This window comes from Nostoc sp. (assembly GCF_036917465.1).
In the GTDB taxonomy this organism is placed as follows: domain Bacteria; phylum Cyanobacteriota; class Cyanobacteriia; order Cyanobacteriales; family Nostocaceae; genus Nostoc.
In genome coordinates, this window is record NZ_JBALDL010000098.1 from 33,378 (window position 1) to 46,699 (window position 13,322).

At 38.3% G+C, this 13,322-nt stretch carries 12 protein-coding genes; 4 read left to right on the plus strand and 8 right to left on the minus strand.

Annotated features, from left to right (window positions below):
- Positions 1 to 71 precede the first annotated feature (71 nt).
- The 7 genes from V7K38_RS26970 to V7K38_RS27000 all read right to left on the minus strand — a co-directional run bounded on the left by V7K38_RS26970 (position 72) and on the right by V7K38_RS27000 (position 8,686).
- Entirely contained in the window at positions 72 to 1,373 is a 1,302-nt protein-coding gene (locus tag V7K38_RS26970; RefSeq protein ID WP_334862400.1) for an IS1/IS1595 family N-terminal zinc-binding domain-containing protein, read from the minus strand.
- A 291-nt stretch (positions 1,374 to 1,664) separates the two neighbouring features.
- Positions 1,665 to 2,444 carry a phosphate ABC transporter ATP-binding protein gene (locus V7K38_RS26975; protein ID WP_334862402.1) on the minus strand — a complete coding sequence of 260 codons (780 nt, stop codon included), beginning with the start codon at positions 2,442 to 2,444 and terminating at the stop codon, positions 1,665 to 1,667.
- A gap of 590 nt (positions 2,445 to 3,034) precedes the next feature.
- A complete protein-coding gene (gene pstB, locus V7K38_RS26980; protein ID WP_334862404.1) occupies positions 3,035 to 3,814 on the minus strand; it encodes a phosphate ABC transporter ATP-binding protein PstB in 780 nt (259 codons plus the stop codon).
- Between the two features lie 394 nt (positions 3,815 to 4,208).
- A complete protein-coding gene (gene pstA / locus V7K38_RS26985; RefSeq protein ID WP_334862406.1) occupies positions 4,209 to 5,090 on the minus strand; it encodes a phosphate ABC transporter permease PstA in 882 nt (293 codons plus the stop codon).
- A 52-nt stretch (positions 5,091 to 5,142) separates the two neighbouring features.
- Complete coding sequence (gene pstC / locus V7K38_RS26990; RefSeq protein WP_334862408.1) at positions 5,143 to 6,120, minus strand: phosphate ABC transporter permease subunit PstC; 978 nt, start codon at positions 6,118 to 6,120, stop codon at positions 5,143 to 5,145.
- A gap of 177 nt (positions 6,121 to 6,297) precedes the next feature.
- Complete coding sequence (gene pstS, locus V7K38_RS26995; RefSeq protein ID WP_334862410.1) at positions 6,298 to 7,341, minus strand: phosphate ABC transporter substrate-binding protein PstS; 1,044 nt, start codon at positions 7,339 to 7,341, stop codon at positions 6,298 to 6,300.
- A 382-nt stretch (positions 7,342 to 7,723) separates the two neighbouring features.
- The gene (locus V7K38_RS27000; protein WP_334862412.1) at positions 7,724 to 8,686 is read right to left on the minus strand and encodes a stage II sporulation protein M; all 963 of its coding nucleotides are present in this window, start codon (positions 8,684 to 8,686) and stop codon (positions 7,724 to 7,726) included.
- Between the two features lie 80 nt (positions 8,687 to 8,766).
- Between V7K38_RS27000 and V7K38_RS27005 the strand changes: the two genes are divergently transcribed.
- A complete protein-coding gene (locus V7K38_RS27005; protein WP_334862414.1) occupies positions 8,767 to 9,612 on the plus strand; it encodes a hypothetical protein in 846 nt (281 codons plus the stop codon).
- 45 nt (positions 9,613 to 9,657) lie between these two features.
- Complete coding sequence (locus V7K38_RS27010) at positions 9,658 to 10,443, plus strand: RDD family protein (RefSeq protein WP_334862416.1); 786 nt, start codon at positions 9,658 to 9,660, stop codon at positions 10,441 to 10,443.
- 125 nt (positions 10,444 to 10,568) lie between these two features.
- On the opposite strand, the gene V7K38_RS27015 is transcribed toward V7K38_RS27010, so the two are convergent.
- Entirely contained in the window at positions 10,569 to 11,357 is a 789-nt protein-coding gene (locus tag V7K38_RS27015) for a DUF1868 domain-containing protein (protein WP_334862418.1), read from the minus strand.
- Between the two features lie 197 nt (positions 11,358 to 11,554).
- Between V7K38_RS27015 and holA the strand changes: the two genes are divergently transcribed.
- The gene (gene holA / locus V7K38_RS27020; protein WP_334862420.1) at positions 11,555 to 12,544 is read left to right on the plus strand and encodes a DNA polymerase III subunit delta; all 990 of its coding nucleotides are present in this window, start codon (positions 11,555 to 11,557) and stop codon (positions 12,542 to 12,544) included.
- Positions 12,545 to 12,653: 109 nt separating this feature from the next.
- Positions 12,654 to 13,136: a DUF4168 domain-containing protein gene (locus tag V7K38_RS27025; RefSeq protein ID WP_334862422.1), complete on the plus strand. Its 483-nt coding sequence runs from the start codon at positions 12,654 to 12,656 to the stop codon at positions 13,134 to 13,136.
- Positions 13,137 to 13,322 lie beyond the last annotated feature (186 nt).

Sequence of the window (13,322 nt, forward strand, 5' to 3'; positions counted from 1 at the left end):
ATATTTCTTTACATCTTTTTACATAATACAGAATTACAGGCTCAGGTTGTACGTAGACATCTAGAAAGTATTTACTCGCTGAGTAGCGCCATTACCTCATATTCACTGCCACTTGCCTTTAATGTAAATGTGGGAGATGATTTTAGGTATTTGCTAAAAGTGGAACCTAACTTTAATTTTTTAATAATTGAATTAGGAGATTCTCCGGTTATTTTTTGTAATTCTGAACCTAGCTTAGATACAGATAATTTAGTGTTGGGAGAATTTATTTGTATATCTTGAATAATTTTAAATAATAATTCATCTAATGTTTTCCCACTAGATATTTTCTGACAATTTTCTTGTTCTTGTGGAATAGATTCTGTAAGTGAGTTATTTAAAAACGGGATTATTTTCTCACTTTCTGGTAACTTGGGATTATGTTTAATCTCGATCTCGCATCTTTCTTGAAATAAAGTTGCAACAGCTACTAAACTGTTTAATCGTTCATTAATAGATTCTTGTTCAGCTTTAATTAAATCTTGAATTGTATCAACCACTTTTTCAAAGGATGGAACTTCTGTTGCCATTGGTAAGGAATAATCAGTTAATTTGCCAGTATTCCGGTTTTGTATATGCAAATTTTGTCCTTGTCTACGTACCCAATAGACAATCAATCCCTGGTTTTGAAGTTCGTTACAAAGGTGGATCAAAATTCCATCGCCAGAACAGACTAAGATTTCTTTAACTGTTGGATAGTAGCGTAAGATACAAGCACCAAATGCGATCATTTTTGCATCAGCACTATCCTTACCTCCAGGCACATGGACAAGTTGATAGCTACGGTTATATAGTTCAATATCTTGCTTGCCAATACTTGGATTTCTCCAGTTAGCAAATGCAATTTTTACTTGGAGAGGATATTCACAGACACTCGCTAAAAATAATTCTGAATTAATATCTATTTTTAAGTTTTCTACATCCAAAAGTAGAAGAGATATTCCTGTTTCTAACTTAGATTTAATTTCATTTGATTGTTGAATTTTTAGGATTAATTTAGAAAATACCGCAGATTCTAGCCAATCAGAATCAGATGATACTATAGTTTGCAGCAGTTCTTCAGCAAATGTAAGACTGAAAGGGCTAAGATTTTCCTCTGAGATTTTTTCTTGGGGTAAGTCTTTTCCTAATGAAACTTCCGCCGTTTTAGCTATAGAGACTTTAGTATGTCCGTTGTTGTTAGCAAGTAACTCACCTTCCAGCGAACGAGGGAATGCAGGCTCAAGAAATTGTTTACCACAATTTTTGCAGAGGTAATTCTGCTTGTCATTCCGACGACCATTTTTCCGATATAAGGTAGATTCGCACCGAGGACATTTCATTTTGTGATTCAAGTGGTCTAGAGCAGATACTTTAGTCTAAGTATACAGTATAAAAAACGACGGTCAACATCAGTTCGCATTGTCCAATAAGTAAGTGGGTCAAATTAAATATAAAACCTCACCCTGCCTCCAGTTTCCCTATCCTTAGTAAGGAGAGGGATTGAGGGTGAGGTTTGATCTTATATTTAATTACGCCTACCTACTTACAAGAAAAACTCAAAGCAAGCAGAAATGAAATTCCACCCCTAATTTTCGCTTGCGCTATGTCGTAGCCCTATGAATAGCTAGAATTTAAGAAACGCTTCAACTGACGCGGGCAAAAACGTAGTCGCGGGTGCGAGAATCCACGGGGTTAGTAAATATTTTATTTGTAGTCCCAAATTCAATCATTTGAGTAATCCGATTTTCATTACTGCAAAAGAAAGCCGTAAAATCAGATAGGCGAGTAACTTGCTGCATGTTGTGAGTAACAATCACAATTGTTAACTCAGAGCGCAAATTATGGATCAAATGCTCAATTTTCATGCTAGCAGCAGGATCTAGACCTGAACAAGGTTCATCCATTAACAAAACGTTAGGTTTGACTGCTAAAGCCCGGGCAATACATAATCTTTGTTGTTGACCACCAGAAAGTTCTAAAGCAGACTTGTGCAGCTTATTTTTCACTTCATCCCAAAGTTCAGCAGATTTGATGGCAGACTCAACAATCCTGTCTAATTCTACTTTCGGATGCCATCCAACTAATTTCACCCCATAAGCAACATTATCGTAAACGCTCATGGGAAAAAGGTTTGGCTTGGGAAAAACCATACTAACTTGGCGACGTAAGCGATTGATATTAACCCGACGCTCATAAATACTCTGTCCAAAAAATTCTACTTTTCCTTCAACTTTTACTTCTCCTTCTAATTCACTCATCCGATTTAACGATTTAATAAAAGTAGACTTGCCACAACCACTAGAACCAATAATTGCCGTGACTTGGCTTTGATAAATATCCATTGACACGCCTTCAACTATCTTTTGAGTGTCGTAAGAGAAGCTGAAGTTTTTGACTCTGATGGCTGGAATTAGTTTACTCATATTCCCAAAACGTGTGAAACAAAACTTAAGTAAGTAAAATAGTATAAATCAAGGACTCTGTTTCACTATGTTACTCCCAAAAGGAGATATTCATGGAAATTACGTAGCTATATATTTAGTTATACAGCAGATAAACTGTTAGTAGATATTCATATCAAGACTGTGTTCCAAAATTTATCTTTAATTTACTTTTTATATCCGTTTTTAGCGGCTTAACCTAATATAGGCGGTTTGCAATTGTGTAGAGTAGAGACAATTCGTAGGGGCGCACATCTGTGCATTGGTGTCAATTTAAGCTCAAACGCTTATCCCACAGGCGTTTTACCTCACCCCTCATTCCCATACCCAACGTATCGGGGAGGGGAGGTGATGCGGATATTGAGTTTCTTCACAAGGGTTTCACCTTAAGTTGACACCTATGACATCTGTGCGTCCCCACCTGTAGCTCATTAAAATGAAAATCGCTATACCTTCTTTCTTATTAAAAAGGATTTGGGCTGGTTCTATTTAAAATAGCAATAATATTTGAATAAGAATTCAGAAGACCAGATAGCTCGACAAAAATCAATAAGTCACGTCAAGAACATACCTTAACCGAAACGCCCTGAAATGTAATCGCGGGTGCGAGGGTCTAGTGGGTTGTTAAAGATTTGCTCTGTAGCGCCAAACTCAACCATTTGACCAATTCGACTTTCATCCGTGCTAAAGAAAGCCGTAAAATCAGAAACGCGAGCGGCTTGCTGCATATTGTGGGTAACGATCGCAATCGTCAATTCAGACTGTAAACTATGAAGCAGTTCCTCAACTTTCATGGTGGCGATAGGGTCAAGAGCCGAGCAAGGCTCATCCATCAGCAGAACTTTCGGCTTGACTGCTAAGGCACGGGCAATACACAATCTTTGTTGCTGACCACCAGAAAGCCCTAAGGCTGATTTATCAAGCTTATTTTTCACTTCATCCCAAAGAGCAGCGCTGTGAAGTGCAGATTCAACAATTTCATCTAATTCTAATTTTGAATACCTACTTGCTATTCTCATCCCGTAGGCAACATTTTCGTAAATGCTTATTGGAAAAGGATTCGGTTTTTGAAACACCATACCAATTTGACGGCGTAACCGATTAATGTTGACACGAGAATCGTAAATATTTTGACCAAAAAATTCTACATTTCCTTCAACTTTCACAGGCCCTTCTAATTCGCTAATGCGGTTAAGAATTTTAATGAAGGTAGATTTACCACAACCACTAGGTCCAATAATTGCAGTTACTTGGTTTTGGTAAATATCTATTGACACATTTTCAATCGCTTTTGTTGTGCCATAGTAAAAGCTAATATTTTTAACTTTGATAGCTGGAATTAGGTTACTCATGCTTACTCAAGGTGCGAAATCAAAATTTATCAAAACAGAATTCAGGAGCCAGAATAAATAATAGAGAACTGGCAATTTAACAAATAGATTTAAGACTTTTTACTAAATATGAGATTTAGTGGTTTTAAGCTACGAGACAATTCAGAACAACTAATATTTAAGGCTCTTCAGTACTTAGTATGCTAAATTAATCTGCTAAAAAGCTGAAAATATTGCTGCACAACAAAAACAGGCATTGTTTTTAACATTTTAGGCAATTCTTGGGACTTAAGGGTTCTAAACTTTACTTTAAAGTCTAGCTTTGATATTTAACTAATAATTTGGCATAACAGGTACTGAAGAACCATATTTAATTTTGACTGATGAAATCTAACTTCTGAATTTTGTATTCTTTTCATTTTATTCTTCTGTGTCTAATAACTAAGCGAGAAATAATACTGACACATAAAATTAAGCCGAGTAGCACTATAGAAGTAGTCCATACCAATTGGCTTTTTTCTGGGTCGGGGTCATTGTAGAGGTTAAAAATCAATACTGGTAAAGAAGCTGTTGGACTTAACAATCCTTCTGACCAATCTAGACTAAATAAAGCAGTAAAAATTAAGGGTGCTGTTTCACCAGCAGCACGAGCTACAGCTAATAAAATGCCTGTAGTAATTCCGGGGATTGCAGTAGTGACAACAATACGAAAAGTAGTTTGGAAGCGAGTTCCGCCTAAAGCAGCAGAGGCGAGGCGTTGAGATGTGGGAATCAGTTTTAAGGATTCTTCTGTTGTCAGTATAATCACAGGTAGCATAATTACACCCAAAGCAAAACCACCTGCGATCGCACTAAATCCTTTAGTTACTAAAACTATCACACCATAAGCAAATATCCCGACAACAATTGAAGGCACGCCTGTAAGAATGCTGGTGATAAAACGAACAAAACTAGCAGTTATGTTGCTTTGTCCAAATTCTGCTAAAAAAATTCCTGTCATAATCCCTGTGGGAATGCTTAAAATAGCACCAATTACTACCATGATTATGGTTCCTAGAATGGCGTTGCCAAAGCCATTATCAATAACTGCTTTGACAAACATTTCTGATTTGAGTCCAGATATTCCCCTAATGAAAATTTCCCACAAAACTGATAATAAAGGAATGAGTGCTAGACCTGTAAAACCAAAGGCGATCGCATTCATTGTGGATGTAAATATTACTCGCTCTGTTGGCAGAGGACTGCATAATTCTGCTGCCAAAGATTCATCCGTTTCTGACTGGATGTAACCACTCATAAGTTTTACAAATTTTGATAGATAAAGGTTTTTCTACATTCGTGATAAAGTGTCATTTATTTTTTCTGCCAACCCACTTAACCAATAGTACAGCGCCAATATTTACAGCTAGAGTCAACGCAAACAAAATCAATCCCAAATAGCTTAAAGCACCTATATGCAATCCCGGTTCAGCTTCGGCAAATTCATTAGCTAATAGAGAGGGAATTGTATAAGCTGGATCGAGTAAAGATGCGCTAATTTGAGCAGAGTTACCAATCACCATAGTGACGGCCATTGTTTCACCTAAAGCACGTCCTAAAGCAAGCATGGCTGCACTCACAATTCCAGAGAATGCAGATGGTAGCAAGACTCGAAAAATTGTTTCCCAACGAGTACCACCCAAAGCCATAGATGCACTACGTAATTCTTTAGGGATAGCCATTAAGACATCACGACTAATTGCTGCCATCGTGGGCAAAATCATGATGGCTAGAATAACTCCAGCAGTCAACATATTAGTCCCAGAAGGATCTTCTGTATTAAACAGTGGTATCCATTTAAAAGTGCTGGCTAGCCACTTTTGTAAAGGTTCTAGAACTGGAATAAAGACAAAAATCCCCCATAAACCAATAATTACACTAGGAATTGCTGCAATCAATTCAACAACAAATGCTAGGATCGTTCGCAGCAACGGAGGTAAAAAATTCTCACTAGTGACTAAGGCTACTGCTATTCCCACCGGGACAGCAAATAAAATAGCGATCGCACTACTGACTAAAGTTCCATAGATATAGGGTAATGCACCAAAAATCTGATTACCTGTATCCCAATCTTTTCCCCACAAAAACCCCAGTCCAAACTGCTTTATCGCTGGTAGAGCTTCGGATAAAATTACCCAACTCATCAAAAATAATACTGCAACAGTAATCACAGCAAAAAGGTGTACTAGCTGTGTAAAGCCTTGGTCAAACCAGAAATTTGTGCCACTGATACCAGTTAGATTGAAACTTTCATCGTCTAGATTTGAATCATCTAATGAATTTGCCATTACAAATCAATAAAATAGTTTTTTATAACGACTAGAGTGAGTTATAAACTCACCCTATTAAAAGAGGAAATTAGTAAAACAATCCCCCTTATTCCTTCTTTTAAAGAGGAATCTAAAACCCCCATTTTCATCAGGAGGTTAGGGGATCTGTTCTACGTAAATCTTGAAAATTGCAAATTAAGGTTTAACAGAGTTATTCACTGTTTGCAAAACTCGATTTGCCACATCAGATGGAATTTTAGTGTAGTTGAGGTCATCATTATATTGTTGACCATCTTTCAATACCCAATTAATCCATTTCTTAATTGCATCAGCTTTAGCAGCATTAGCATACTGTTTATAAACCATAATCCAGGTTAGACCAACAATTGGATAACCTTGTCCTGGATCTCCTACGAAAACGCGGTAATTATCTGGAAAGGTGACATTTGACAAAGCTGCATTTGCAGATTGTAAAGAAGGAGCAACAAATTCTCCTTTCTTATTTTGTACCAGTGCTGATTTCAGATTGTTTTTGACAGCATAGGCATATTCAACATAACCAATAGAACCAGGAGTACGAGATACTATAGCAGCTACACCCGGATTGCCTTTGCCTTTTAGGACGTTTGGCAAATTCCATTTTGGAGCAGTGTTAGCTCCAACTCTGCCTTTAAAATAACCACTGGTAGCACTTAAGTGGTTAGTAAAAATGAAAGTTGTACCGCTACCATCGGCGCGAACAGCAAATTTAATTGGTTGATTTGGTAGATTAGCACCTGGATTATCAGCTTTAATTTTTGCGTCATTCCATTTGGTAATTTGACCTGAGAAAATTGCTGGTAATGTATTGCGGGACAATTTGAGTTCATTAACGCCCGGAAGATTGTAAACTACAGAAACGGCACCGCCTGCTGTGGGTACTAAGATTACACCGTTCTTGACTTTAGCGATTTCATCATCTTTCATTGCAGCATCACTACCACCAAAGTCAACGGTTCCAGCGATGACTTGACGAATACCGCCACCACTACCAATTGCTTGATAGTTAATTTTCAAGTCTGGATGTTTCTTCTTCACTTCACGAGCATACCGTTCGTAAAGGGGAGCCGGAAAAGTGGCTCCTGCACCATTAAGAGTTTCAGCTTGTGCGATCGCACCAAAAAATGGACTAAGTACAACAGAAGTTGTCACCACTGAAGTAGCTACGACACGATTCAAAATGGTGGTCAAAAAAATCATATAACCTCTGATTAAAGGAATACTTTCGTGCTGTAATTCCAGCCTTAATCAAGTTAAGTTTTTTATGGTTAAACTTTATTTAACGTTTAATGAATAAAAAATTAAGATGTGTTTAAATCTTAATTACAACAATTTTTATTATTGATATTTGATTGACTAGATTAGTTGAATGAAAATATGCTCACAAAAAAATTAATTTTAATTTAAATAACTAAAAATGATTAAATCACATATTATGAAAATGTTATATTATTTGTCAGTTTTGGCATATTTAAATACAAGAATAAATGGGTTGGCTTGAATGAAATATTAATGAAGTCTTAACTTAAAAGTATTTACCTTATTTTAAAATATTTATTCAATTTACCAATCCGCCGCTAACTCAATTATTTAATGTTTGCTTACGGCTACAATACAGCACCAAAAGTATAAATAATCCCATTCCTGCCAGATATTTAATTGCATCAGGTATACTGGGATTAGGTGAAAAAAAGCCTTCGATCGTACCAGCAATCATCAACATTGGTACAATCCCAAATACTAGCTGCACCGCTTGAGAACCGTAAAATTTTAGTGCATCACCACGGCGATATTTACCAGGAAATAAAATTGATCTTGCTAATAAAAATCCTGCGCCACCAGCAAAAAAAATCGCGGGTAATTCCAACGAACCATGTGGAAACACAAAGGCCCAAAAAGGATAAGCCAGATTATTTTGACCAACCAAAGTGCCAACAGCACCAATTAATAAGCCATTAAATACCATCAAATAGGCTGTGTATAGCCCGACTGTGATACCACCAGCAACAGCACCAAAAGATACCGACAAGTTATTAATCGTAATACTACTGGATGCTAGAGGTTCAACACCAACAATTGATCCCATCCATAATTTATGCTCATCTCGCACCTTGGTAATCAAATTGTCAGGTACTATCAACGACATAAAGCTGGGGTTTTGCCAGGAATACCACCAAGCCACTAGCGCCCCCAGTAGAAACAATGCTGTCGCAATAGCGATGTATACAAAGGTTTTTTGGACTACAGATGGTAATCCCCATCGGTAAAATTCTAGGATTGCGTGCCATTCCTGTCGCCGCGAACCTTGGTAAATCTGGGTATAGGCACGAGTTGTTAAAGATTGTAAACTTTGGATCAAAGTATTGCCGATTTGCTGGGTACGGGCACGAGCCAAATCTGCTGCTACTGAACGGTATAAACTCGCTAACTCTCTAATTTCTGCTGCGCATAGGGACTTTAGCCCTTTTTTTTCTATCTGCTTTAATAAGGCATCCAGACGCTGCCAATTTGGTTCTCGTCGCGCTATCCAACGTTGAATATTCATGAATTTTGGGAAGACTGAGTTTAACTTAGCTTAAGATAGCCTCAAATTCATCTCCGTAGTTTCAAGGTAAATTTGCCATTATGTCTGGAAACTTTGGATCTCCCAGTCAGATACAACCACTGAGTGTAGGGAACGTTGTTAGTGCTGCGGTGCAGTTGTATCGTTCTCATCTGAAGACTTATCTGAAACTGGCTGCGATCGCTCACTTGTGGGTTATAGTTCCGATCTATGGCTGGGCAAAATATGCAGCGATCTCTGGACTAATTTCACGCTTGGCTTTTGGAGAATTGATTTACCAACCTGAAAGTGTCCAAGATGCCAGCAGCCATGTTAATCCCCGTCTGTGGTCATTTTTAAGAGTTGGTTTTCAGGTAAGTATATCTTTGCTGGTAGTTTATTTGGGATTAGCGATCGCAGGTGGTATTTTCTCTGCCTTGTTAGGAGTGTTATTAGGAGGAATATTAGGTACTGCGGGTGTTATAGTCGCAACCACATTGGCAATAATCTTAATGGTAATTATTTTGCTATTGGGACTAACCTGGTTCTACTCGCGTTGGATAGTAGCTGAAGTACCACTAGCAGTTGAAGAAAATATTAATGGTGGCGAAAGTGTTGCCAGAAGTTGGGAGTTAACTAAAGCCTCAGTACTTCGCATTCAGGGCGTTGTTTTGGTTGCTTTTTTCGTTACAATGCCATTACTGTTTGTATTAAATTATATACCTAGCTTATTCCTCATAAAGCTTGAGCCAGGTACTGTTATCTACGGAATTGTGTATTTTATTTCATGGGTGGGTAGCTTAGTAGGTGGGGTTTTAGTGATGCCATTCTGGCAAGCACTAAAAGCCGTTTTATACCTGGACTTGCGGACTCGGCGTGAGGGTCTAGGTTTGCAGTTACGAGAACCTCCCACACAAGATTTTGGTTAACTCAACACCTTAATTCAACTCTATTAATTTTCAATTGATTAAAATATGCGCTTTTTTAATCGCATCACATTCCAAACTCCAGAAAGTGTAGAGTTGGAATTTACTTTAGCAGGAATTGGTAATCGAGCTTTGGCACTGCTGATTGACTATACAGTGTTGGGTGTAACTTTGGTTCTGTTTATCCTTACCTGGACTGTTTTCTCCACGCAAATGATAAATTTTATTGAAGATACTTTTACGAATTTACCAAGTTTAGATATTTGGTTTTTAGCAATTTTCTTCATTATCGCCTTTGCAATTTACATTAGCTATTTTGTATTTTTTGAAACTTTATGGTTTGGGCAAACCCCAGGTAAACGGGTTGCTAAAATTCGCGTGGTTCGAGATGATGGCAGACTCATCGGGTTACAACAAGCAACTCTACGTGCCTTACTGCGACCCTTTGATGAGACTTTATTTATTGGCGCTTTTTTAATTATGTTGGGTAGTCATGAAAAGCGCTTAGGTGATTTAGCTGCCGGCACAATTGTAATTCAAGCTGAAACACCGATTGCATCCGCGACATTGACAATTTCAGAACAGGCAAAAGTACTTCATGAACAGTTAATTCAAATTGCCGATTTATCCAAATTATTACCCGATGATTTTGCTGTTATTCGTGAGTATTTGCAACGACGATCTACAATGTCATTAAAGGCAAAAGCCTCAGTATCTTTAAAGTTAGCCGAGCAAGTAGTAGCTATTATTAATTTAGAAAAGCTGCCAGAAGATATTACACCTGATGTATTTTTAGAGGCTGTTTATCTCGTTTATAAACAACCAAAATTTTAAATATAAAAACTATACCAATACTGAACTAAACGCGCACAAACAAAATCCCCGACTTCTTTAAGAAGTCGGGGATCTACGGGTTGCTGAATTCCTGGGTTTATTGTTCAGATAATATGCAGATCATGTCAAAAATTTAAAGTCGGCCAGTCTGGTTCACGATAATAGCGTGTCATGTTGTCGAATTTTCGCAATTCGACGCGATGAATCGAAAATTCGGGCAAATTAAACAGCCATTTTTCATTCAATTCAGAAAGCTTTGTGCTGAAACTTGTCCGGTCTAAATCAGATGAAACCTCCCCAAAATAGGCTAATGTAACATGGGCTGTGAAATGATAATGCTGCTCAATACCCAAGGCAATTAACTTGGGATTTTGATAAATTGTTCGGCGAAATTTAATAATTTCCTCGTAGCAGCTTTCATCCTGGGGTACTAAACAAACCGCTATAGCTCTCGGCATCAGTATCAGTCCCAGCATTTGCCATTTAATCGGATGACTCCTGTTTGTCATCAATTGTTGATATTGCTGAAACATTTCGGCTAAACAAGAGGGTAGCTCCTCGTCAAAGCTGGGATTTTTTTCGTAGGCATCAAGGTAAGCATTGTCCCAAATTAAATCCGCTAAAGTCAGATGGAAGCTAGCAGGAGGTAGAGGTACAATCAAATTACGGTTTACAGGCAACTGCAAAATTTCCTGTTGGTAAGTCTGTAATTTGGCATAAAAAGCAGAGTTTTCTGATTCTTCTCCTGCCGGCGGGGTAATTAACGTATAGCCAGGAAAAGACGCTGCTTCTCTCAAGCCAGAATTTGGCTGAAATTTAGAAGATTCCTGAATATGCTGGGCTTGCGATCTGTAGGCTTCTGGCAGCGTTAATCGTGCTAACCGATTTAAGTAAGTTTGATAGTTGTCGTCCAATCTTCATGGCCTCACGCTCTCACTTGATAGATTTTAGGGAAAATTACCCCGATTAACAGAATGATTTCAAAAGTATTTAGTTTTTGGGAGACGCGATGAATCGCGTCTGTACAAAAGGTGGAGTTAGAGATACGCGATGAATCGCGTCTGTACAAGAGTTTTAAGAATTCTTCCCAATGCCCAATTGAGGTTTATCTATGCCAATTTATTTTTACTGGGGTGAGGATGATTTTACGATAGAAAAGGCGATCGCTATGCTGCGCGATCGCGTCCTCGATCCCAATTGGATCAGTTTTAATTACACTGCATTCACCCCAGATCAGGCTGATGCTGCTATCCAGGGGTTAAATCAGTCCATGACACCCACTTTTGGCGCTGGTGGGCGGTTGGTATGGCTGGTAAATACAACCCTGTGTCAACACTGTCCAGAGAATGTTTTAGCAGAACTGGTGCGATCGCTACCTGTCATTCCCGAAAACTCATTTTTATTACTCACCAGCCGCAACAAGCCAGATGAACGCCTCAAATCCACAAAATTGTTAAAACAATTTGCTACCGAATTCCGAGAATTTCCCCTCATTCCCCCTTGGAAAACAGAATTACTGGTGCAATCTGTTAATCAAGCAGCCCAAACTGTGGGACTAAAACTGACTGCCAATACTGCCCAGTTGTTAGCAGAATCTGTAGGAAATGATACGCGATTGCTCTACAATGAAATAGAGAAATTACGGTTATATGCCCACGGTAGCAACAAGCCTTTAGACGTAGATACCGTTACAAAGTTAGTAAGAAATACTACTCAAAATAGTTTACAATTAGCAGCAGCAATCAGAACAGGAGATACAGCGAAAGCTCTGACAACCTTGGCAGATATGATCAATGCTTCCGAGCCGGGATTACGGATAGTTGCCACACTGATTGGACAATTTCGCACCTGGCTATGGGTGAAGATTATGATAGAAAGTGGGGAGCGCAATCAACAAGCGATCGCTATTGCTGCTGATATCGGTAATCCCAAACGGCTCTACTTCTTACAGCAAGAAATCAAGCTGCTTTCTGTGCAACAACTAATCTCTTGCTTACCTCTATTATTGGAGTTAGAAGTGAGCCTCAAGCAAGGAGCATCAGAAATGTCAACATTCCAGACTAAAGTCATCGAACTTTGTCAAGTATGCCGAGGGAGTTGACAATCAAATATAAAAACTTGATGTATTGAACAGTTGCAGGAACTTCCAACTCCGAAAAGAATTCAAATTTCTTATAATATCCCTGATGTAGTTTTGTGTCACACACTATATGAAGAAAATTTCTGATTTCCTTTGCCGATCTAGCCGAAAGCGAATCCTTTGCCAATCATTCTTTTTCGGCGCGATTGTTACTACAAGTGTGATTTCCAACGCTTTTTTATTGAGTTCAAAAGCTTATGGTCAAACTCCAGCACCAATAGCTAACAATAGTCAAATAGACAGCTATGCTCAAGCTGTGCTAGCAATGGAACCAGCACGTCAAAATGCCTTTGAAGAAATTAAAAAACTTATTGGCAATGGAGAAATTCCTAAAATTGTTTGTAACGATTCTAATAGCATGAATGGTCTTCCTAGAAAGGCTCAAGATATCGCAGTAAATTACTGTAATCGCTCTCAAAAAATTGTCCAAGATAATGGTTTGAGCATCGATCAGTTCAACAAAATTACTATAGAACTACAAAATAACGATATCTTAAAACAGCAGGTTTACAATACGTTATTACGTCTGCAAAAGAGTCCTGATTCTCCATAGCTCCAACTTACATCAAAAAAGGTTGTTGCCCAATCCCCTCTAAGTCCGTCCAACAAGGCTGGCGACTACCGTAGCCAACTCAGCTGCTTCAATACTGGAGTTTAGACTAAAAGCGATATGAGAGAACGCAAACCAAATGGAATTAGAGGTTAAAAATATTATCTTGTCAGTCTCAAAGCATCCGCG

Excerpts from the sequence above, each read along its gene's own strand:
- V7K38_RS26975 (WP_334862402.1), bottom strand. The coding sequence starts at position 2,444 with ATGAGTAAACTAATTCCAGCCATCAGAGTCAAAAACTTCAGCTTCTCT.
- pstB (WP_334862404.1), bottom strand. The coding sequence starts at position 3,814 with ATGAGTAACCTAATTCCAGCTATCAAAGTTAAAAATATTAGCTTTTAC.
- pstA (WP_334862406.1), bottom strand. The coding sequence starts at position 5,090 with ATGAGTGGTTACATCCAGTCAGAAACGGATGAATCTTTGGCAGCAGAA.
- pstC (WP_334862408.1), bottom strand. The coding sequence starts at position 6,120 with ATGGCAAATTCATTAGATGATTCAAATCTAGACGATGAAAGTTTCAAT.
- pstS (WP_334862410.1), bottom strand. The coding sequence starts at position 7,341 with ATGATTTTTTTGACCACCATTTTGAATCGTGTCGTAGCTACTTCAGTG.
- V7K38_RS27000 (WP_334862412.1), bottom strand. The coding sequence starts at position 8,686 with ATGAATATTCAACGTTGGATAGCGCGACGAGAACCAAATTGGCAGCGT.
- V7K38_RS27005 (WP_334862414.1), top strand. The coding sequence starts at position 8,767 with ATGTCTGGAAACTTTGGATCTCCCAGTCAGATACAACCACTGAGTGTA.
- V7K38_RS27010 (WP_334862416.1), top strand. The coding sequence starts at position 9,658 with ATGCGCTTTTTTAATCGCATCACATTCCAAACTCCAGAAAGTGTAGAG.
- holA (WP_334862420.1), top strand. The coding sequence starts at position 11,555 with ATGCCAATTTATTTTTACTGGGGTGAGGATGATTTTACGATAGAAAAG.
- V7K38_RS27025 (WP_334862422.1), top strand. The coding sequence starts at position 12,654 with ATGAAGAAAATTTCTGATTTCCTTTGCCGATCTAGCCGAAAGCGAATC.